General features: G+C 56.2%; 22 protein-coding genes and 1 pseudogene. 8 read left to right on the forward strand and 15 right to left on the reverse strand.

Going from position 1 to position 19,621, the window contains the following annotated elements; genetic code table 11:
• Window positions 1-98 precede the first annotated feature (98 nt).
• Window positions 99-293: pseudogene (locus tag EJA71_RS07200) on the reverse strand (DUF1289 domain-containing protein); the annotation flags it as partial.
• A gap of 4 nt (window positions 294-297) precedes the next feature.
• The gene (cyaY, locus tag EJA71_RS07205) at window positions 298-630 is read right to left on the reverse strand and encodes an iron donor protein CyaY (RefSeq protein ID WP_007911100.1); all 333 of its coding nucleotides are present in this window, start codon (window positions 628-630) and stop codon (window positions 298-300) included.
• Window positions 631-947: 317 nt separating this feature from the next.
• On the opposite strand from cyaY, the gene EJA71_RS07210 reads away from it, so the two are divergent.
• The 6 genes from EJA71_RS07210 to EJA71_RS07235 are packed head-to-tail and all read left to right on the forward strand — an operon-like array spanning window position 948 to window position 5,556.
• Window positions 948-1,124, forward strand: a complete 177-nt coding sequence (locus EJA71_RS07210; RefSeq protein WP_122594558.1) for a lipoprotein — start codon at window positions 948-950, stop codon at window positions 1,122-1,124.
• A 9-nt stretch (window positions 1,125-1,133) separates the two neighbouring features.
• The gene (gene lysA, locus EJA71_RS07215) at window positions 1,134-2,381 is read left to right on the forward strand and encodes a diaminopimelate decarboxylase (RefSeq protein WP_158955500.1); all 1,248 of its coding nucleotides are present in this window, start codon (window positions 1,134-1,136) and stop codon (window positions 2,379-2,381) included.
• A gap of 3 nt (window positions 2,382-2,384) precedes the next feature.
• A complete protein-coding gene (dapF, locus tag EJA71_RS07220) occupies window positions 2,385-3,215 on the forward strand; it encodes a diaminopimelate epimerase (RefSeq protein ID WP_158955502.1) in 831 nt (276 codons plus the stop codon).
• Between the two features lie 13 nt (window positions 3,216-3,228).
• On the forward strand, window positions 3,229-3,954 hold the full coding sequence (locus tag EJA71_RS07225) for a DUF484 family protein (RefSeq protein WP_053124974.1): 726 nt from the start codon (window positions 3,229-3,231) through the stop codon (window positions 3,952-3,954).
• Between the two features lies 1 nt (window position 3,955).
• Window positions 3,956-4,855, forward strand: a complete 900-nt coding sequence (gene xerC / locus EJA71_RS07230) for a tyrosine recombinase XerC (RefSeq protein WP_034152032.1) — start codon at window positions 3,956-3,958, stop codon at window positions 4,853-4,855.
• Entirely contained in the window at window positions 4,852-5,556 is a 705-nt protein-coding gene (locus tag EJA71_RS07235) for an HAD family hydrolase (protein WP_158955504.1), read from the forward strand. The genes xerC and EJA71_RS07235 overlap by 4 nt, the downstream gene beginning before the upstream one ends.
• 197 nt (window positions 5,557-5,753) lie before the next feature.
• Here EJA71_RS07235 and sutA read toward each other — a convergent pair whose 3' ends face one another.
• The 4 genes from sutA to glnK all read right to left on the reverse strand — a co-directional run bounded on the left by sutA (window position 5,754) and on the right by glnK (window position 8,538).
• Complete coding sequence (gene sutA, locus EJA71_RS07240) at window positions 5,754-6,080, reverse strand: transcriptional regulator SutA (protein ID WP_158955506.1); 327 nt, start codon at window positions 6,078-6,080, stop codon at window positions 5,754-5,756.
• A gap of 102 nt (window positions 6,081-6,182) precedes the next feature.
• The gene (locus EJA71_RS07245) at window positions 6,183-6,608 is read right to left on the reverse strand and encodes a secondary thiamine-phosphate synthase enzyme YjbQ (protein ID WP_007920418.1); all 426 of its coding nucleotides are present in this window, start codon (window positions 6,606-6,608) and stop codon (window positions 6,183-6,185) included.
• A gap of 215 nt (window positions 6,609-6,823) precedes the next feature.
• A complete protein-coding gene (locus EJA71_RS07250) occupies window positions 6,824-8,161 on the reverse strand; it encodes an ammonium transporter (RefSeq protein ID WP_158955508.1) in 1,338 nt (445 codons plus the stop codon).
• Between the two features lie 38 nt (window positions 8,162-8,199).
• A complete protein-coding gene (gene glnK / locus EJA71_RS07255) occupies window positions 8,200-8,538 on the reverse strand; it encodes a P-II family nitrogen regulator (RefSeq protein ID WP_002555808.1) in 339 nt (112 codons plus the stop codon).
• Between the two features lie 413 nt (window positions 8,539-8,951).
• On the opposite strand from glnK, the gene EJA71_RS07260 reads away from it, so the two are divergent.
• Entirely contained in the window at window positions 8,952-9,212 is a 261-nt protein-coding gene (locus EJA71_RS07260) for an accessory factor UbiK family protein (RefSeq protein ID WP_158955510.1), read from the forward strand.
• 57 nt (window positions 9,213-9,269) lie between these two features.
• Here the strand turns inward: EJA71_RS07260 and EJA71_RS07265 are convergent, their stop codons facing one another.
• The 8 genes from EJA71_RS07265 to EJA71_RS07300 form a co-directional block, all read right to left on the reverse strand.
• Window positions 9,270-10,178 (reverse strand): LysR family transcriptional regulator, encoded by a 909-nt coding sequence (locus EJA71_RS07265; protein ID WP_158955512.1) that lies wholly within the window; start codon window positions 10,176-10,178, stop codon window positions 9,270-9,272.
• A 283-nt stretch (window positions 10,179-10,461) separates the two neighbouring features.
• On the reverse strand, window positions 10,462-11,328 hold the full coding sequence (locus tag EJA71_RS07270) for a DMT family transporter (RefSeq protein ID WP_158955514.1): 867 nt from the start codon (window positions 11,326-11,328) through the stop codon (window positions 10,462-10,464).
• Window positions 11,329-11,388: 60 nt separating this feature from the next.
• Window positions 11,389-12,651, reverse strand: coding sequence for a cation:proton antiporter (locus EJA71_RS07275; protein ID WP_158955515.1), 1,263 nt, complete (start codon window positions 12,649-12,651; stop codon window positions 11,389-11,391).
• Between the two features lie 85 nt (window positions 12,652-12,736).
• Complete coding sequence (locus tag EJA71_RS07280) at window positions 12,737-13,969, reverse strand: ATP-grasp domain-containing protein (RefSeq protein WP_158955517.1); 1,233 nt, start codon at window positions 13,967-13,969, stop codon at window positions 12,737-12,739.
• 2 nt (window positions 13,970-13,971) lie between these two features.
• A complete protein-coding gene (locus EJA71_RS07285) occupies window positions 13,972-14,844 on the reverse strand; it encodes an iron-containing redox enzyme family protein (RefSeq protein ID WP_158955519.1) in 873 nt (290 codons plus the stop codon).
• A gap of 14 nt (window positions 14,845-14,858) precedes the next feature.
• On the reverse strand, window positions 14,859-15,302 hold the full coding sequence (locus EJA71_RS07290; RefSeq protein ID WP_158955520.1) for a DUF3291 domain-containing protein: 444 nt from the start codon (window positions 15,300-15,302) through the stop codon (window positions 14,859-14,861).
• A complete protein-coding gene (locus EJA71_RS07295) occupies window positions 15,302-15,760 on the reverse strand; it encodes a VOC family protein (protein ID WP_158955522.1) in 459 nt (152 codons plus the stop codon). The genes EJA71_RS07290 and EJA71_RS07295 overlap by 1 nt, the downstream gene beginning before the upstream one ends.
• Before the next feature lie 20 nt (window positions 15,761-15,780).
• On the reverse strand, window positions 15,781-16,530 hold the full coding sequence (locus EJA71_RS07300; protein WP_158955524.1) for an ArpA protein: 750 nt from the start codon (window positions 16,528-16,530) through the stop codon (window positions 15,781-15,783).
• Window positions 16,531-16,825: 295 nt separating this feature from the next.
• Here EJA71_RS07300 and EJA71_RS07305 point away from each other — a divergent pair, with 295 nt between their 5' ends.
• Window positions 16,826-18,319 (forward strand): YifB family Mg chelatase-like AAA ATPase, encoded by a 1,494-nt coding sequence (locus EJA71_RS07305; RefSeq protein WP_158955526.1) that lies wholly within the window; start codon window positions 16,826-16,828, stop codon window positions 18,317-18,319.
• Here the strand turns inward: EJA71_RS07305 and EJA71_RS07310 are convergent.
• Window positions 18,316-19,530 (reverse strand): aldose 1-epimerase family protein, encoded by a 1,215-nt coding sequence (locus EJA71_RS07310; protein WP_158955528.1) that lies wholly within the window; start codon window positions 19,528-19,530, stop codon window positions 18,316-18,318. The two genes, EJA71_RS07305 and EJA71_RS07310, sit on opposite strands and share 4 nt — an antisense overlap.
• Between the last annotated feature and the right edge of the window lie 91 nt (window positions 19,531-19,621).

Here is a 19,621-nt window from a genome sequence, read left to right on the forward strand (position 1 = left end):
TGACGTATTCGGGCATGTACCTGGGCCTGTAATAAATAGCAGCCGGAAAAAGGGCGAAACGGAAAACGCACAGCGGGCTGATGGTTATCGTCGGAACAGGCTTGGGCGCAGATGACCCGGCGGCGCTGATCGTCTGCCGAACGCCATTCACGAATATCCTCGACATGGCGGAAACAGCCCAGGCAGACCTTGTGCTCATCCAGTCGGCACACGCCGCTGCACGGCGAAGGCACGGCCGGGCTGATGTTGCTGTAAAGCGGCTTCGGTGGACGAACAGGAGCGGCGTCAGTCACGGATTCACAGACCTTCGAAATCGAATTCGGCGCCGGCCTGCTGCTTGACGATGCGCTCGAGCATTTCGCCCAGCTGCTCTTCGCTCTTGTCGCACATCCAGCGCTCGCTCTCTTCGTCGTAGTCGAAGTGGAAGCCACCGGACACCGCCGCCAGCCACAGCTGACGCAGCGGCTCCTGACGGCTGAAGATCAGCTGCGAGCCGTTTTCGAACTTGACGGTGAGGACACCGGCCGAGTTCTCCATATCGATATCCAGATCGCTTTCGTCAAAGATGTCTTCCAGCTTTTCCTGGGTTTCATCGACCAGATCGTGGAAACGGGCTTCGGACAAACTCATTGCGGCAACCTCAAAAAATGTCTGATCAGGCTCAAGCGCCGAAAGATACGGACGCTTCGGGCCGATTGCAAAGATTAACGACCAAGCACCGATCGACGTAACAAACCTGGTCCCTGTGGGAGCGGGCTTGCCCGCGATGAGGCCGGCAAATTCAACATTGAGCTCGATTGAACCACCGTAATCGCGGGCAAGCCCGCTCCCACAGGGTTCTACATGCTGGCGAACAAGCCCCGCCGGACGGGAACCCCCTCGCATAGGCAAGCTGCCGGGTGGCCGGTATACTCCGGCGCAATTAACGCATTTTCAAGGATTTCGCCATGAAGCGCCTGATCTCTTCCCTTGCTGCGCTCGTCGCGGTTGCCTGCCTTGTTTCGGCCTGCGGTCAGAAAGGCCCGCTGTACCTGCCCGATGACGACCAGGATCCGGCCGAGCAAGCCAAATCGTCGCAACAAAAGCCTGCCTCCAAGGCGCACAAGCACGACGTTTACCAATAAGGGATCGCCATGGACGCTTTTAACTACCGTGGCGGGGAACTGTTCGCGGAAGGTGTGGCGCTGTCCGCCATCGCCGATCGCTTCGGCACGCCTACTTATGTCTACTCGCGCGCGCACATCGAAGCCCAATATCTGGCTTACGCCGATGCGCTGGCCGGCATGCCGCACCTGGTCTGCTTTGCGGTCAAGGCCAACTCCAACCTCGGTGTTCTGAATGTCCTGGCGCGTCTCGGCGCCGGTTTCGACATCGTTTCCCGTGGCGAGCTGGAACGCGTCCTCGCCGCTGGCGGCAGCGCTGACAAAATCGTCTTCTCCGGCGTCGGCAAGACCCGTGACGACATGCGTCGCGCGCTGGAAGTCGGCGTGCACTGCTTCAACGTCGAATCCACTGATGAGCTGGAGCGCCTGCAAGTGGTTGCCGCCGAACTGGGCGTTCGCGCACCGGTTTCGCTGCGGGTGAACCCGGACGTCGATGCCGGCACCCACCCGTACATTTCCACCGGTCTCAAAGAGAACAAGTTCGGCATCGCCATTGCCGACGCCGAAGACGTGTACGTGCGCGCCGCGCATCTGCCGAACCTGGAAGTGGTGGGTGTCGACTGCCACATCGGTTCGCAACTGACCACGCTGCCACCGTTCCTCGATGCCCTCGACCGCCTGCTGGATCTGGTCGATCGTCTCGGCGATTGCGGCATTCACTTGCGCCACATCGATCTCGGTGGTGGTTTGGGTGTGCGTTATCGCGATGAAGAGCCGCCGATGGCTGCCGACTACATCAAAGCCGTGCGCGAGCGTCTCAACGGTCGTGATCTGGCACTGGTGTTCGAGCCGGGCCGCTTCATCGTTGCCAATGCCGGCGTGCTGCTGACCCAGGTCGAGTACCTCAAACACACCGAGCACAAGGATTTCGCCATCGTCGACGCGGCGATGAACGACCTGATCCGCCCGGCGCTGTATCAGGCGTGGATGGACGTCACCGCCGTCAAACCGCGTGACACCGCTGCGCGCAAATACGACATCGTCGGCCCGATCTGCGAAACCGGCGACTTCCTCGCCAAGGATCGCGAATTGGCTCTGGCCGAAGGCGATCTGCTGGCCGTGCATTCGGCCGGCGCCTATGGTTTTGTGATGAGTTCCAACTACAACACTCGCGGCCGTGCCGCTGAAGTGCTGGTAGACGGTGATCAGGTTTTTGAAGTGCGCCGCCGCGAAACCGTGGCCGAGCTGTTTGCCGGCGAAAGCCTGCTGCCGGAGTAACCCATGCTGCTGCGTTTTACCAAAATGCACGGCTTGGGCAATGACTTCATGGTTCTCGACCTGGTCAGCCAGCACGCGCATATTCAGCCAAAGCACGCCAAGCAATGGGGCGATCGGCACACCGGCATCGGTTTCGACCAGTTGCTGATCGTCGAGGCGCCGAGCAACCCGGACGTGGATTTCCGTTATCGGATCTTCAACTCCGACGGCTCGGAAGTTGAGCAGTGCGGCAACGGCGCGCGTTGCTTTGCGCGCTTCGTGCTCGACAAGCGCCTGACCGCCAAACGGCAGATCCGTGTCGAGACCAAGGGCGGCATCATCGAACTGGACGTGCGTAACGACGGCCAGATCGGCGTGAACATGGGCGCCCCGCGTCTGGTGCCGGCGGACATTCCGTTCGACGCGCCAGCGAAGGCCATCAGCTATCAGCTGGAAGTCGACGGCACCACGGTCGAACTGGCTGCCGTGTCGATGGGCAACCCTCACGCAGTGCTGCGCGTGCAGGACATCAACAGCGCACCGGTACATGAACTGGGGCCGAAAATCGAACACCATCCGCGCTTCCCGGCACGGGTCAACGTCGGTTTTCTCCAGGTCATCGACCGCAACCGCGCGCAATTGCGCGTGTGGGAACGTGGCGCCGGGGAAACCCAGGCCTGCGGCACCGGCGCGTGTGCAGCGGCTGTCGCTGCGATCAGCCAGGGGTGGATGGATTCGCCGCTATTGATCGACCTGCCCGGCGGGCGTCTGTCCATTGAGTGGGCAGGCCCAGGCCAACCGGTGCTGATGACCGGTCCGGCAGTGCGTGTATACGAAGGACAAGTACGTCTTTGAGTGAGCAGAAACCATGACCGATAAGCCTCAGGTACCCGCCCGACAGTCCGACGAATCCGCGTCCGAGAGCCTGGAGGCGGCAGCGGTTGCCGCATACCTCGAGGCGCACCCGGACTTCTTCGTCGAGCACGAAGAACTGCTGCCCGCCCTGCGCATCCCGCACCAGCGCGGCGACACCGTTTCGCTGGTCGAGCGGCAGATGACCATTCTGCGCGACCGCAACATCGAGATGCGTCACCGCCTCTCGCAGTTGATGGACGTCGCCCGTGACAACGATCGGCTGTTCGACAAGACCCGCCGCCTCATTCTTTCCCTGATGGACGCCTCCAGCCTGGAAGACGTGGTGATCAGCGTCGAAGACAGTTTGCGTCAGGATTTTCAGGTGCCTTTTGTCAGCCTGATCCTGCTCGGCGACAACCCGGCGCCGGTCGGTCGCTGGGTTACTCACGCTGACGCCCAAGTCGCCATCGGCGGCTTGCTCACCGAAGGCAAAAGCGTCAGCGGCAGCCTGCGCGAGCACGAACTGGATTTCCTCTTCGGCGAAGAACAGCGCAAGCAGATCGGCTCCACCGCCGTGGTTGCGGTCAGCCATCAAGGTATTCACGGCATTCTGGCGATCGCCAGCCGTGATCCGCAGCACTACAAGAGTTCGGTCGGTACGCTGTTCTTAAGCTACATCGCCGAAGTCATGGGCCGCGTGCTGCCACGGGTCAACAGCTCCCTGCGCTCGGTGCGCTGAAATGGAACGACAACTGGACGCTTACTGCGAACACCTGCGCAGTGAGCGACAGGTGTCGCCGCACACGCTGTCGGCCTACCGCCGCGACCTCGATAAAGTCCTCGGCTGGTGCGTCAAACAGAACATCGGCAGTTGGGCCGCGCTGGACATTCAGCGCCTGCGCAGCCTGATCGCCCGTTTGCATGCGCAAGGTCAGTCTTCGCGCAGCCTCGCTCGCCTGCTCTCGGCGGTGCGCGGGCTCTATCACTATCTGAATCGCGAAGGCCTTTGCGACCATGATCCGGCGACCGGTCTGGCCCCGCCGAAAGGCGAGCGACGTCTGCCGAAAACCCTCGATACCGACCGAGCGCTGCAACTGCTTGAAGGCGCGGTCGAGGATGATTTTCTGGCGCGGCGCGATCAGGCGATTCTGGAGTTGTTCTATTCCTCCGGCCTGCGCCTTTCCGAACTGACCGGGCTCAATCTCGATCAACTCGACCTCGCCGACGGCATGGTGCAAGTGCTCGGCAAAGGCAGCAAAACCCGCCTGCTGCCGGTCGGTAAAAAGGCCCGCGAAGCGATCGAACAATGGCTGCCGCTGCGCGCGATGACCAACCCAGCGGACGACGCCGTGTTCGTCAGCCAGCAAGGCCGGCGCCTTGGCCCACGAGCGATTCAGGTACGGGTCAAACTGGCCGGCGAGCGCGAACTGGGGCAGAACCTGCACCCGCACATGCTGCGCCACTCCTTCGCCAGCCACTTGCTGGAATCCTCGCAGGACCTGCGCGCGGTACAGGAATTGCTCGGCCACTCCGACATCAAGACCACGCAGATCTACACGCACCTGGACTTCCAGCACCTGGCGGCGGTCTACGACAGTGCCCATCCACGGGCCAAACGTATGAAAGGCGACGATTCATGAGCATCCAGTTGATCACCTTCGACCTCGACGACACCCTGTGGGACACCGCCCCGGTGATTGTCAGCGCCGAAGCGGTATTGCGCGAATGGCTGAGCGAACATGCGCCGAATCTCGGCGCGGTGCCGGTCGAACATTTGTGGGCGATTCGTGAGCGTGTGCTGGCTAACGAACCGGGGCTCAAGCACCGGATCAGCGCGCTACGTCGGCGAGTGCTGTTTCATGCGATGGAAGACGCAGGATACGCCCATGGCGAAGCAACCGATTTGGCAGACAAGGGCTTTGAAGTATTCCTGCATGCCCGGCATCAGATCGAAGTGTTCCCTGAAGTCGAGCCGGTGCTGGAGATTCTCGCCAATCATTACGCCCTTGGCGTGGTCACCAATGGCAATGCCGATGTGCGTCGATTGGGGTTGGCGGATTACTTCAAATTTGCGTTGTGCGCGGAAGATATCGGCATCGCCAAACCGGATGCGCGGTTGTTTCACGAAGCTTTGCAGCGTGGTGGCGCCACGGCCGAAACCGCCGTGCATATCGGTGATCATCCGGGTGATGACATTGCCGGAGCGCAGCAGGCGGGGTTGCGGGCGATCTGGTTTAACCCGGCGGGCAAACCGTGGGAAGCGGATCGTCTACCGGATGCCGAAATCCGCAGCCTGACCGATTTGCCAGCGGTGCTCGCCCGCTGGAATGCCCAACACTGACCCTGAATTTACATCACTCCCTGTGGGAGCTGGCTTGCCAGCGATGAGGCCAGCACATTAAACATCAATGTTGTCTGACAGGCCGCCATCGCTGGCAAGCCAGCTCCCACAGGGTCTGCATCGCCTTCCAATATTTATTCCAGACATGAAAAAGCCCGCAGCGACGGCGGGCTTTTTCAGAAAGCATGCGGCACGCCTCAGATAGGGCGGCTGCCGTACTTGTTGTCCGGTTTCTTCGGTGGATCGGCGACCACATTGGCCTCCACTTCCTGAACCTTGCCGCCACGCGACAGGAACTCTTCCATGGCCTTGGCCAGGGCGTCGCGTTCCTTGTTCTTGGCTTCAATGCTCGGCAACTCGTCTACCGACACCGCAGCCTTGGCTTTGCCTTTGGCAGCCGGGGCCGGCGTGTCTTCGCCGCCATCGTCATCGGCAACGTCTTCCGCTGCCGCTTCCAGGCCTTCCCCGGCCTCGTCTTCGTCGCCTACTTCGAGGTCGTCGTTTTCCAGATCATCGTCGCTCATGTTCTACCTCATGACTTGCGAAAAGCAGATTAGTTATAGACCAGCTTTGGCAACTGTCGAAAGTCGCCGTTAAAAAATCAGTAACCATTGGTGACCAACGGTTTACGCCCCTTCACCGTGCAAGGTGGCGAGGACTTTTCGAGCACCGCCATGATCACGGTGCTCGCCCAGATAAACGCCTTGCCAGGTCCCCAGTGCCAACCGACCTGCCGAAACCGGCAGACTGATCTGGCAACCAAGCACGCTGGCCTTGAAGTGCGCCGGGAGGTCGTCCAGGCCTTCGTCGTTATGCTCATAGCCGTCTGTTCCTTGTGGGATCAGACGATTGAAAAATCGTTCGAAGTCGCGACGGACCGCCGGATCGGCGTTCTCGTTGATGGTCAACGACGCCGAGGTATGCTGCAGCCACAAATGCAACAGACCAACCCGGCACTCCCTGAGTTCAGGCAGGCCGGCGAGTAACTCGTCCGTTACCAGATGAAAGCCCCGGGGCCTTGCCCGCAGGGTTATCAGAGTCTGTTGCCACATACAGTTCTCCGCACGTTCGGGGCGCATTCTAGCGCGCTCTGGGAAAAAACAAAGGCCCTAATATTCGCTCAATGATGTAAGCCATTGGCGGCAGAAAAAGGCCCGTCGTAAACACGACTAAAGGCGTACGAAAAATCCTTTCAGCTGCTCTCTCAATGACAAATTCCAGACAAAAAAATGCCCGGCGAACCGGGCAAGTTTTTTACTGCGCGTACTTACAGGTTGTAGCCGCGTTCGTTGTGTTGTGCCAGATCGAGGCCGACCGACTCTTCTTCCTCGGTCACACGCAGACCCATCACGGCGTCCAGGACTTTGAGGATGATGAAGGTGACGATCGCGGTGTAGATGACAGTGAAGCCGACGCCTTTGCACTGAATCCACACTTGTGCGGCGATGTCGGTCACGGTGCCGAAGCCACCCAGCGACGGTGCAGCGAAGACGCCGGTGAGGATCGCGCCGAGGATACCGCCGATACCGTGCACGCCGAAGGCATCCAGGGAATCGTCATAACCGAGTTTGCGTTTCAGGGTGGTTGCGCAGAAGAAGCACACCACGCCTGCTGCCAGACCGATCACCAGTGCGCCCATCGGGCCCACGGTACCGGCAGCCGGAGTGATTGCGACCAGACCGGCAACCACACCCGAGGCGATGCCCAGTGCACTTGGCTTGCCGTGGGTGACCCACTCGGCAAACATCCAGCCCAGCGCGGCAGCAGCGGTAGCGATCTGGGTGACCAGCATCGCCATGCCGGCGGTGCCGTTGGCCGCTGCAGCGGAGCCGGCGTTGAAGCCGAACCAGCCGACCCACAGCATCGCCGCGCCCATCAGGGTGTAACCGAGGTTGTGCGGGGCCATCGGGGTAGTCGGGAAGCCTTTGCGCTTGCCCAGTACCAGGCAGGCAATCAGACCGGCCACACCAGCGTTGATGTGCACCACGGTGCCGCCGGCGAAGTCGAGCACGCCCCAGTCCCACATCAGGCCGCCGTTGCCGGACCAGACCATGTGCGCGATCGGCGCATAAACCAGGGTGAACCAGATGCCCATGAAGATCAGCATCGCGGAGAACTTCATCCGCTCGGCGAACGCACCGACGATCAGCGCCGGGGTGATGATCGCGAAGGTCATCTGGAAGGTGATGAACACCGCCTCAGGGAACAGCGCCGCAGGACCGGTCAGGCTCGAAGGCGTGACACCGGCGAGGAACGCCTTGCCCATGCCGCCGAAGAACGAGTTGAAGTTGACGACGCCCTGCTCCATGCCGGTAGTGTCGAACGCAATGCTGTAGCCATAAATGACCCACAGTATGCTGATCAGACCGGTAATGGCGAAGCACTGCATCATCACGGAAAGAATGTTTTTCGAGCGAACCATGCCGCCGTAGAACAGCGCCAGGCCCGGGATGGTCATGAACAGCACGAGGGCTGTAGAGGTGAGCATCCAGGCAGTGTCGCCGGAATTGAGGACTGGGGCCGCCACTTCGTCTGCCGCCATTGCAAGGCTTGGCATTACGATGGACAACAGGGCTCCTAGCCCTGCGAATTTACGCAGAGTCATATTGTTTTCTCCTGGGGCGTTGGGGTTTGTGGCGGCGTTTAAATCGCGTCGGTATCGGTTTCGCCGGTACGGATGCGAATCGCCTGTTCCAGATTGACCACGAAGATCTTGCCGTCACCGATCTTGCCGGTGTTGGCCGCCTTGGTGATCGCCTCGATCACCCGATCCAGATCCTTGTCGTCGATGGCCACGTCGATTTTCACCTTGGGCAGAAAATCGACCACATATTCCGCGCCGCGATACAGCTCGGTGTGACCCTTCTGCCGGCCGAAGCCTTTGACTTCAGTGACGGTAATGCCCTGCACGCCGATTTCGGACAGCGACTCGCGCACGTCGTCCAACTTGAACGGCTTGATGATGGCAGTGACTAGCTTCATGAAACTCTCTCCCGAATTGGTGGACTTGCCCCAGGAAAACAAACCCGACTCAAGTCTAAGCGCAGTGCCTGGCTTTGTAACGCATCGTCGGCCTTACCTAGCCGACTGACGCCAGCTAACCGCTGCTGACGAAACTCCCCGCTCCGTCTGCCGCACTGCATTCGTCACAGCGACTGCATCAGTGCATGGGTCGAAGGTGACTAAGCAGAAACCTTGCCATCTCGCCAAAACCCCCTGATTTCAATCCCTTGGCCGCTGCCGCAAGCCATTGCGCCCAAAACGCTATCCGGATACGCACAACAACGGTGCGCCGCCGTCCGTCCGCCTGCGCGAAAAGCGTGCATCCCTGACCACGAGATTGACAATAGACACTGCGTGATACACTGCCGGCCATTGTTTCCAGGACATCCACCATGCTCGCGCCCAAAGACTTCCTCGACGCCCTGAGCGGCACCGCCTCCCGCCTGTTCAACGGCGACACCCCGCTGCCGAAAGCCGAAATCGAAAGCCAGTTCAAGATGCTGCTGCAGAGTGCCTTCAGCAAACTGGACCTGGTGAGCCGTGAGGAATTTGATAGTCAGATGGTTGTGTTGGCGCGTACTCGTGCCCGACTGGAGAGCCTTGAAGCGAAAGTTGCTGAGTTGGAAGCGAAGCTGACCGCCCCTGATCAATAACAGGCAGCCGATCTGCCCCCGCGTCATGTTTGGATGCGGGGACAGAAAGCGGTCAGTTCAGTTGATGCAGTAGAGCTTCGAAAGCAAGTAATCGACCATGACCTTCAGTTTCTGTGAACCATGCCGGTTTGGCTGATACAGCAACCAGGCCATGCCTTGCGATGCCCCCGAATAACGCCAGTTAGGCAGAACGGAATACAGACGTTTTTCCCTCAGCGCCTGCTCAGCGGTCGCTGACGGTACACAGGCAATACCCAAGTCACTCATGGTTGCTTCGAGAACGGCCTCACTGTCATTTGAACAGTAACGTCCGCGCACACTGATTTGAACCCTGTCGTCACCGTTAACGAACTCCCATTTTTCGCCTTCCAGATTATCAGCCATAACAATACAACTGTGCTCGGCCAACTCTGCAGGGTGAAGCGGTATCCCACGCTCGGCGATATAGTCGGGCGACGCGCAGAGGGTGTAGCCAACCTTGAACAGCTTGCGCCCGATCAAGCCCAAGGGCGGTGAATCAGTAATCCGGATACTCAGATCAATTTCGTGGGAAATGAGGTTCAACTCCGAATTATCAAATATGAATTGAACATTGATATCCGGGTATTTTTTCAGAAACTCCGGCATCAGTTGATTGCAGATATTATTCATCATCTTCGGCGCAGAAACCCTGATAAGTCCCTGCGGACGTACCAGCTCTTCCTTTAACTCGAAGACTCTCGACGACGAATGCAGTAGCGCTCGGCAATGAGAGTATATTTTTACGCCATCTGCGTTGACTTTCAGCTGACGGGTACTACGCTCCAACAAACGCATTGACAACGCCTCTTCCAACTTTGAAATCTGTCGACTCACGGCTGAAGCTGACACACCAAGTTTAGTGGAAGCATCAATAAAGCTGCCCGTCTCAACAACAACTGCAAACGCAGCCATGCAGGGCAGCATGTCGATATGACCCTTATGCATATAGTTATTCTCAATCCTTCGGGAAGATGTTTTATTATCTCTAGACTGAAAAACCATGAACAAGGCACAGGGATTCAGTCATAACTATAGACGGTAAATGACGATGATGAAGTCTTCGTCGGCTGACAACTTTAACAACCAACTATCCTCTGTATTATTTTAAGTCCCGCCCCCTGTACAGGCTAATGAACAACAGGAGTTGATTCTTTTAATGCTGGACTTTTATCAGACCGGATCGTGTTTTTATTACTCGGCAAACGTTTGCATTCCTCCTTGAAAAAAATCAATGAAACAGATGAAGAATTACTGCCCCGACCAACACCAGACATATGCCACTCACCTGAATGGGCAACAGTCGCTCTTTGAAGAAAAGGTATCCCAACACTGCGGCGATGCCTCCTGACAAAGTACTGATAACGGTCACTACAGATACTGAGCCGTGAATGGCGCCAAATGAGAACGCCGAAAAACCACCCAGATTCAACAAGCTTGCGCTGGTCAACGTGCCAAAACTTTTGGCCGGTGGCAATTTCAAGCCTGAGTCGATTTTCAACACCATAAAGAACAGGATAAACAAGCCCACTGCGTAACCCACCCACAACATGGTAATAGGTCCTAACGACGGCAGCGTGTATTTACCTTGAATCCAGAAACTTGTGCCATACAGGATGGCTGCGAGCAGTCCATAAATGATTGACGCTTTGTTCTTGCGCTTTAATTCGCCCTCAGCACTGTCATGTGCGCTTGTGAGTAGAACACCAATCACGCAAACCCCGATACCCACAAACTGAGTGAGCACAATGATGTCACCGCTCGCCCATGCCAAGACAGTTGTGAATACGCCGTAAGAGGTTACGAGTGGCGCAACGATTGCAGCCTTGCCCAAAGCGAACGCCTTTGACAGCGCCAGTGCTCCTGCCACCGTGAATAGGGCGGCAATGCCCCCCAAGACCCAGACTTGTAGCGGTGCGGACAACGACTTGATGAGGTAGGCGGGGTAGATGAGCAATAGCGCACTCATCAAAATGAAGCCGAGTGCCTGACCAAAAAAAACGGCTCGCTTGACACCTACTGCCCTGGCGTTCAACCCGACCAGGAAGTCTGTTCCCCCCCAAAACAAAGCAGCAACAAAGCCCATCAATATGTCCATAACAAGTCCTTTTTATTGGATCCAATTCAGCCGCAAAATAAACCGATTTCAATAAAAAAGTCAAACTTTTGCTTCAACTGCACTTTTGGACATTCTACTTTCACACCTTGTTGAATATTGAATCCAAAGATTCAACATTGGCGTAGTCATAACGGTGGAGATTAAGGCCAGTACCAGAAGAACACTGTAAGTAGTTACGGAGAGAATACCTAACTGAAGACCTATACTTAGAACCACTAGTTCCACCAGTCCTTTGGTATTCATTAGAACGCCAACCTCCATTGCGGTCGACGGCTTAAGCCCACTGAGTCTGCCGCCCAAGTAAGATCCACCGATTTTTCCAACAAAAGCGCCCAGTATGAAAATGCCTAGCCATCCCCAGATACTGCCCTGCGAAAAGGCACCAAAAGAGGCTTGAAGTCCAGAAAAGGCAAAGAATAAAGGTGTCAGAAACACACTGGAAAATTTGCCGACCGTCTGGTTCCACTGTTGCTCGAGCCCAGGCATCTTGCAGAAAACATAGGCGGCCACGATTGCGCCGATGGCTTGGTGAAACCCCAACCTGCCGGTAATTTCCGCACTGACGAGACAATAACAAAAGGCCAGTGTGATTCTGAGGTGCTGGCTTCCGGTAGTTGAACCAAACTGAATTCTTAGTACTAAGGGCCTTACCAGGTAGAAAGATACTAAGAAAAACCCCAGCAATGCCAAAGTCTTGATCAGTGACTGTAGGAGATCGGTTTCGCTCATAGAGTGAAAAGCCACCAGAAGGGCAACGCCCAGCCAGGCAAAAATATCGGTATAAATTGCCGACGACAGCGCATAGGAGGCTGAATCAGCCTGAATATTTCGAGTGTCGGCAATGATTCGAACCAGCACGGGAAGCGCAGTCACGGACAACGCCAACCCACAAAAGAGGATGTAGGACCAAAATCCTTTATCCGGTGCCAAAGCCGTTTTCGAAACAATCGCGATGGCACAACCAATGACGAACGACGCCAGCATTCCGAACAGGGCAATGGTAATGGGTGCCAGCCTGGACGCCGGACGATGCGCTGTTTGTCCGACGGGAGCATGCCAGGCGATCTCAAACATCAGAAGGACCAGGCCAAGCTCGGCCAAAACCTTCAGATTACTCAATGAATCCGTATTGAACAGGAACCCTGACACCGCTGGAGACAGTGCACCTAACACGGAAGACCCCAAAAGCAATCCCGCAGCGATTTCTCCTATCACCCGGCTCAGCCCAAACTTCTCGGCCAATCGTCCGAGCAAAATCGCGACCATTAATATCAGACAAACCTGAAGCATCCAATGCGACATACATTCTCCTGGAACTACCTGGGTACTTTACCTGTTGGAACATGCAAGCTTGACGGTCGCCCACAGGCAACCGCGGCAGCCGGACTCAGATGTATTGCAAACGCAGGGTTTCATGGACGACTCTGGAATGCTCCGCGAGAACCTTTGGATCCTCATGCACCAGATAGACGAACCCCCAAGTGGACAGGAAGTCCTGGGTGTCCTGTACATGGTCGCCTTCCTTCACCAACAAGTTGATGTCGTGAACCGAAGACAGTTTTGACACCACGTCCAAGCCATCAATGGACTGGATCTGACCTGCCTCTGCGTTGATCAGGCAGCAAATACAGAAATGCTTTTGGTATTGCACCTCCGACACTGCGCGATCTGACTGGCCCAAAAAAATATCCAGATTCAGGTCATAACAATTGAGACCCGTGCACGCTTCAATGAGCGAAGGCACATTGGCGCCTGGCAAGCGTCCGTTCTGCTCAATGATGAAATGGCCCTTTTCATTGATCTTGAACTCGACATCGTTTATCCCGAAGTCAACGTCAAGCGCCTCGTTTACTTGCTTGATATAGCTGAAAGCCTGGAGGGCTTGCTCACTCAGGGGCGGAAGGGATCGAATGTTTTTATAGATGCTTGGGTTGTTTCCGATACTGATTTTTTCGTACTCGGCGAAGCAAAGAATCTGCTTTTTCTCATCTTTTCCAAAATTCGCCGTGGCAATAAAAAACTCAGGGCCTTCAATAAATTCTTCAATGAGCGCCCCTCGTTCCTCATCGACATGTCCGTCGTTGGCCGATTCGATCGCTGCCAATGCCTTATAGACCTCGCCCCGGTTGTGGCAGACCTTGACGTTTTTCGCTCCCGTGCCCTGACTGGGCTTAACAACCGCCGGGAATTGGAGCTCCGGCAATTCGCCCCTGATCATCTGATCCAGCGAAACCTGCACGGACGGAGTTGCTGGCACCTCACGCAGCCTCAATTGCTGTTTCATGGAGAACTTATTGGCGCGCGCCTGGCGAGTCGACAGCGGGTTGCCGACAAGGGAAAAATGAAGCGCAAGGCGATCAGTGAATTTCAGCGCAGAATCAGACCCGGGAATGATCGCCTGGACATTCAGGCCGCTAAGTTTTTCAACCGCCTCGTCAAAGTCATAGGCCTTGATCGAATCGCTGAATCCTTCACAACTGTGCAAACGATCAAGATTCCCTGGGAAACGATCACGTGTCGTCAGTGCGATAGAGCGGAAACCCTTTTTGGAAATTTCGAGTCCGTAGCGCCGCCCGGAACTTACCGGATCAATGACAACAATCGAGGGAAGGGAAGTCATGATCAGATCCCCCGCATCGCGTCATACATGTAATGGTAGTAGCGCACGGCAACGTTGTATCGAATGAGAACGCCCATCGCCAGTTCCTGAATGACCTTCGTGCCGCCTTGTGCGTAGTGCTCCAGGACGGTGTCGAGCCAGGCTTCACTGTGATGGGTATCAATGCCGATATGCGCCTTGTGATAAGCAATTACATCTTTGGGCTGGTTCAGACGCTCCAGCGCTCGCGTGGTGGCGCCAAATCTAGTCGGAGCAGACCCTTCCACCAGGCCCATCGCTCCGATCAGGCGCATGTTGTATTCCCGGCGCACCGCCCACATCAACAAAATATTGCCATTCATCAGGCACTCTTTTGGCGGAATCTCAGGTGTTATATTTTTATGCGCCAGCACGTTACGCATGTAGGCAGATGACGTTTTGAACATCGTGGTGTGGACATATTCAAAATTGCCATTGCCCATTTCATCCCAATAGTTCTCGCCCGCTACCATCTTGCAATGAATGGGCATCCCCAACTGCACGACGGCCATGAGGTCGTCAAACGAACCGTCCACCATTTCTTCCATGCAGATGTAGTACGCAACCTGTTCTAGGGTTGCGGTGTTTCTCATAAAACCGATGAAAAACTCAATGTCTTCGTTAATCTTCTTTTCACAGTCCAGATACCACGTCAGAAAATCTTCTTTGGTGGTTGGCAATTCGCGCCTGTCAATTTTTGCTTCTTCAGCCGCCGTCCATTCATCTTCGATTCGTTCGACATCCTTACGCATCGCATGAATGTCTGCTCCTTGGTTCACCAACACTGCGGGGTCGTTCAGGAACAGTCGATAGTAATCGGCCATACGTTGCTGGCCACTGCGTTGTTCAAATTCCATTTCGCAACTTCCTATTAATAAATAACGATTGGCAATGCGCTATTTTTCAGGTCAAACGCTTGGTAAGAAGGCCCCACTTCATAAAGAATCTGTATCTTTTCGTGGGCTTCTTTCAGAGTTGGAATGTGTCCCTCCTCCACCCACCACATAACCACTCGCGGCTTACTGACAGGAAGGAACCATTCAGCGCCGCGCTTCCTGAACTCGTTATGGGGCGTCTTGTACAAGAAATCCTTTAGCGACTCGGGACTTGTCCAGACCGAAAGGGTATAGAGATAGCCTTTGCCCCATAACTCATCCAGTAATGCCTGGTCCTCGTTGAGTTCCCGCCATATGAACCCCGGATGTTGTTCTGCAAGATTGTTTACGTAGCGCGTGGACTCATAAAAGCTGTTCATGCGCGGATCAGTTTTCGGGTATCTCGGTTTTACCAGGTCGAACTGCGCCAGGACTGCCATCAATGGTGATCCCACATTTGGATTTCGATAATGTTTCGATCAGGATCCCGCACATATACAAAAGTACAGACTCCCACCCCTTCAACTTCCTGACGCACTAACTTGCCAAGCATCCAGCCGCCTTGCCGTATGACTTTCGCGCAGATCTCATCCATATTCGTTACCTCAAAGGCGATATGCGTCAGCCCCTTCGAATTGGCGTACGCCGTTTCTCGCTCAAGCGTTTCCTGATACTGGAATATCTCAAGTGTCGGCCCTTCCGGGCCAAACCCCGGAAATCTCAAATGCACACCTTCAAGGCGCGCGTTCTGGACTCCTGTCCCCCCGGAAACACCTAGCCCGGAAAGAGATCTGACTGGGCCGACCTGCTCGCAACCAAAAACTTCGGAATAGAATTTGGCGAGCTTTTTCCAGTCCGACGCTATCAGATTAGTGTGGCTATATTTGACTGTACTCATGATCAGGCACCGACTCACTTTCAGTCACGGAAAACAAACGTCTCATGTTCAACATGGCGATCACGGTCGCGTGCACGCTCCCAGGTAGTGTTCAGAATTATCCGTTGAACATCCTGAGTCAAAGGCTTGACCCGGTGCAGAGTGGTATCGGCTTTGAGCAGGTAAACATCGCCAGTCATGTGGAAGTACGAGTCAATGGTATTTTCGACGAGTAGATTTTCGACACGGGGATTTTGTTTGTCCCAGTTGGTGTGCGGTACACACTCAAGTAGACCGCCGGATTCAATACTCGGCGCTTCGACGATCCAGATGATGGTGTATGGGTAATCACCCCAATGCCAACCGTGCGTATCTCCGGACTTGTGCTGACTATTGATAATGTAGTTGTCCCACTTCCATGGCGTCGGAATGACTTCTTCCTTGACAATATTGCCAATCAGACTCATGAGATACTGCGAGTTATAAGCCAGCGGAATGTAACGACCAAACTCTTCAATATTATCCCGCGAAACATTGCTCAAGTAGCGAGGTGTATTGCCAGTGGATTCAATGAGAAAATCGCGGCGTTTGGCGTGATTGGCCATGAGGTACTTAACATCGGCCATGATAGCGTCACGAACCAAGGGATCAATCAGGTGATTGATCTTCAAATAACCATCCCGGGCAAATCGATGTTGTTCCCAGAAGAAGTCGCGATTTTCATAAGGATCGCTGTCCAGAATTTCCAAATGCATTTGATCGGCACTTACCACGTCCAGATTTACAGTCATGACTCATTCCTTTTCGGCTAATCAGAAAGTTAACAATTCGTTGCAGCGCTAGAGATCCTATCCAGCTTTGCAACGCTGATATACGCAAGTAAAGGAACTACAGTCATTCGCCAAATGAAGTAATTAGGTACGTTCGTACACAGTGCCGGTTGCCATCAGTGAGCCAGCCTTCGTCGAGTTGCGCGGGTAATATCTGGAGATATATCCAAACGTTTCAAGTTGCGCAGACTGCCCCTAATCGCTTCTACGCTGCTTGAACCGCAGGAAGCGGTTTGCGAACAACTCAAGGAACATCATGTCTCTCTCCATCGTCCACAGCCGCGCCCAGATTGGCGTGGATGCCCCCGCTGTCACTGTCGAAGTCCATCTCGCCAACGGTCTGCCTTCGCTGACCATGGTCGGCTTGCCCGAGGCGGCGGTGAAAGAGAGCAAGGATCGCGTGCGCAGCGCGATCATCAATTCCGGCCTGCAGTTTCCGGCGCGGCGGATCACCTTGAATCTGGCGCCTGCCGATTTACCCAAGGACGGCGGGCGATTCGATCTGGCGATTGCCCTGGGAATTCTGTCGGCGAGTGTGCAGGTGCCAACGTTGACCCTCGACGATGTGGAATGCCTCGGCGAGTTGGCGTTGTCCGGCGCCGTGCGACCGGTGCGCGGGGTGTTGCCGGCGGCACTCGCAGCGCGCAAGGCCGGGCGGGCGCTGGTGGTGCCGCGAGCGAATGCCGAGGAGGCGTGTCTGGCGTCGGGGTTGAAGGTGTTTGCGGTGGATCATCTGCTCGAAGCGGTGGCACATTTCAATGGCCACACGCCGGTTGAGCCTTACGTGTCGGACGGTTTGATCCATGCCGCCAGACCCTATCCCGACCTCAACGAGGTTCAAGGGCAGATTGCTGCCAAACGCGCGCTGCTGGTTGCGGCGGCAGGTGCACACAATCTGCTGTTCAGCGGGCCGCCCGGTACCGGCAAGACATTATTAGCCAGCCGCTTGCCCGGATTGCTGCCGCCGCTGTCCGAGAGCGAAGCCCTTGAGGTGGCGGCGATTCAGTCGGTGGCCAGCGGCATTCCCCTCACCCATTGGCCGCAGCGGCCGTTTCGCCAACCGCACCATTCCGCGTCCGGGCCGGCGCTGGTCGGCGGCAGTTCGAAACCGCAACCCGGCGAGATCACCCTCGCCCATCACGGCGTGCTGTTTCTCGATGAGCTGCCAGAGTTTGATCGCCGCGTTCTGGAGGTGCTGCGTGAGCCGTTGGAATCCGGCCATATCGTGATTGCCCGAGCCAAGGATCGGGTGCGCTTTCCGGCGCGCTTTCAATTAGTGGCAGCGATGAATCCGTGCCCCTGTGGATATCTTGGCGAACCGAGCGGCAAGTGTTCGTGCACGCCGGACATGGTTCAGCGCTATCGCAACAAATTGTCGGGGCCATTGCTGGACCGCATCGACCTGCATCTAACAGTGGCACGCGAACCCACCGCACTAAATCCCGTGGTCAAGCCCGGAGACGATAGCGCCAGCGCCGCCGTTCTGGTCGCAGAGGCACGTGAGCGCCAGCACAAACGTCAGGGCTGTGCCAACGCGTTTCTTGATCTGCCGGGTCTGAAGCGCCACTGCACGTTATCCACAGCTGATGAGAAATGGCTGGAGTCGGCGTGCGAGCGGCTGACCCTGTCCCTGCGCTCGGCGCATCGCTTGCTCAAGGTCGCACGCACGCTGGCAGACCTTGAACAAGTCGATGCAATCAAGCGCGAGCATGTGGCCGAGGCTCTGCAGTACCGCCCGGCTTCGCCTTAATGCACAGTCAAATCCACCAACGGCGTTTGCCGTACTTCGGTTTCCCGGCCTGCCTGAATCTCGCTGACGCGTTTCAACGCGTTATCCACAGCGCCCTTGTCTGCCAACAGGCTGTAGCTGATCTGAAACTGTTGGCTGGCTTTCGGCGCGATGGTCGGCACCAGGTTCAACGGCCGTTGATAGCGACGGTTATAGGAAAAACTGGTCCCCGGCTCAAGGCCCGTGACGTAGCCCTGCCCTTGGGTATCGGTGTTTTTCCACAGGGAAAACACCGGCAGCTGTTGAGTATTGAAGCCGACAGAAACACCCAGGCTCCCCGCCTTGTTATGCAGAACAGTCAGAGTCTGACCCTTGGCATCCGCATAGGGCACGACGTTATAAACCGTTTCGTCGTAATCCTTGGTCGGCGCGCGATAGGTCTGCCAGTAGGCCAGTTCGCCCTTGGCCTTGTCGTTGAACGGCGAGACCTGTTTGACCGGCGCTGCAAACCGGGCGCCTTGCTCGAGAAACGGCGTACTGAAATTACTGTGATAAAGCGCCTGATATTCCTTCGGATAGTCGCCATTGTTGGTCAGCGTATCGTTCAGCGCGAACGTTGTGCTGCCCGGCACCGTGACCAGTTCGGTGGCCACGGAGAAGTCGACCTTCTTGAATGCCTGCTCTTTCAACTCGCCGCGCAAGCTGATGGCATAAGGAGGCTGCTCGTCGATATGCAGGCTGACCCTGCTTGCCGGAATGTTAGCGGCGCGACCGTGCAAGGTCAGCAGCTCACCGTTGTCCATGCCCGGATGGCCGACCCATTCGTAACCACAGCGGGTCACCATTTCGTTGAAGCCTTCCAGCCAACCCAAACCGCCACGGCCATTGAGTTCGATAAAGGCCGGGTTGACCACTTCCTTGACCGGCGAATCCCAACCCATGCGCACATCGCCAACCGTGGCCTGCAAGACATTCATGCCACGGGTCGGCACCACCGAAAGCTTCATCGTGCCGTTATCGATGTCGACAATGCTCACACCCTCCTGCCGACCACCATGCAGGGTGCGCAGGGTCACGGAAAAGGCTTTGTCGGTTTTGACGCCCAGTTGTTCACTGGTCAGGGACCAGTTTTGCGCAGGCTTGTCGGTGTCGAGCAGGACATAATCCCAAGCCATGGCCTGGGAAGCCGCCGCCGTCGTGGCGAGGGCAACAGCGAGTTTAAGCGAAGTCATGGGCGTGCCTTTTATTGGATTTGTAGGGTTTTTATAGCGCTGATGAATCGTTTCAGCAAGCGTAGAAACCCCTGATCCAAATCAACCTTCA

It is taken from the genome of Pseudomonas sp. PB106, assembly GCF_009764645.1.
Classification (GTDB): domain Bacteria; phylum Pseudomonadota; class Gammaproteobacteria; order Pseudomonadales; family Pseudomonadaceae; genus Aquipseudomonas.

Coding starts and splice junctions, on each gene's coding strand:
- EJA71_RS07225 (WP_053124974.1), top strand. CDS start 3,229: ATGACCGATAAGCCTCAGGTACCCGCCCGACAGTCCGACGAATCCGCG.
- EJA71_RS07300 (WP_158955524.1), bottom strand. CDS start 16,530: ATGACTGTAAATCTGGACGTGGTAAGTGCCGATCAAATGCATTTGGAA.
- EJA71_RS07235 (WP_158955504.1), top strand. CDS start 4,852: ATGAGCATCCAGTTGATCACCTTCGACCTCGACGACACCCTGTGGGAC.
- cyaY (WP_007911100.1), bottom strand. CDS start 630: ATGAGTTTGTCCGAAGCCCGTTTCCACGATCTGGTCGATGAAACCCAG.
- EJA71_RS07250 (WP_158955508.1), bottom strand. CDS start 8,161: ATGACTCTGCGTAAATTCGCAGGGCTAGGAGCCCTGTTGTCCATCGTA.
- EJA71_RS07260 (WP_158955510.1), top strand. CDS start 8,952: ATGCTCGCGCCCAAAGACTTCCTCGACGCCCTGAGCGGCACCGCCTCC.
- EJA71_RS07310 (WP_158955528.1), bottom strand. CDS start 19,530: ATGACTTCGCTTAAACTCGCTGTTGCCCTCGCCACGACGGCGGCGGCT.
- glnK (WP_002555808.1), bottom strand. CDS start 8,538: ATGAAGCTAGTCACTGCCATCATCAAGCCGTTCAAGTTGGACGACGTG.
- lysA (WP_158955500.1), top strand. CDS start 1,134: ATGGACGCTTTTAACTACCGTGGCGGGGAACTGTTCGCGGAAGGTGTG.
- EJA71_RS07285 (WP_158955519.1), bottom strand. CDS start 14,844: ATGGAATTTGAACAACGCAGTGGCCAGCAACGTATGGCCGATTACTAT.
- EJA71_RS07270 (WP_158955514.1), bottom strand. CDS start 11,328: ATGGACATATTGATGGGCTTTGTTGCTGCTTTGTTTTGGGGGGGAACA.
- EJA71_RS07280 (WP_158955517.1), bottom strand. CDS start 13,969: ATGACTTCCCTTCCCTCGATTGTTGTCATTGATCCGGTAAGTTCCGGG.
- EJA71_RS07275 (WP_158955515.1), bottom strand. CDS start 12,651: ATGTCGCATTGGATGCTTCAGGTTTGTCTGATATTAATGGTCGCGATT.
- EJA71_RS07245 (WP_007920418.1), bottom strand. CDS start 6,608: ATGTGGCAACAGACTCTGATAACCCTGCGGGCAAGGCCCCGGGGCTTT.
- EJA71_RS07265 (WP_158955512.1), bottom strand. CDS start 10,178: ATGCATAAGGGTCATATCGACATGCTGCCCTGCATGGCTGCGTTTGCA.
- EJA71_RS07210 (WP_122594558.1), top strand. CDS start 948: ATGAAGCGCCTGATCTCTTCCCTTGCTGCGCTCGTCGCGGTTGCCTGC.
- EJA71_RS07305 (WP_158955526.1), top strand. CDS start 16,826: ATGTCTCTCTCCATCGTCCACAGCCGCGCCCAGATTGGCGTGGATGCC.
- dapF (WP_158955502.1), top strand. CDS start 2,385: ATGCTGCTGCGTTTTACCAAAATGCACGGCTTGGGCAATGACTTCATG.
- EJA71_RS07295 (WP_158955522.1), bottom strand. CDS start 15,760: ATGAGTACAGTCAAATATAGCCACACTAATCTGATAGCGTCGGACTGG.
- xerC (WP_034152032.1), top strand. CDS start 3,956: ATGGAACGACAACTGGACGCTTACTGCGAACACCTGCGCAGTGAGCGA.
- EJA71_RS07290 (WP_158955520.1), bottom strand. CDS start 15,302: ATGGCAGTCCTGGCGCAGTTCGACCTGGTAAAACCGAGATACCCGAAA.
- sutA (WP_158955506.1), bottom strand. CDS start 6,080: ATGAGCGACGATGATCTGGAAAACGACGACCTCGAAGTAGGCGACGAA.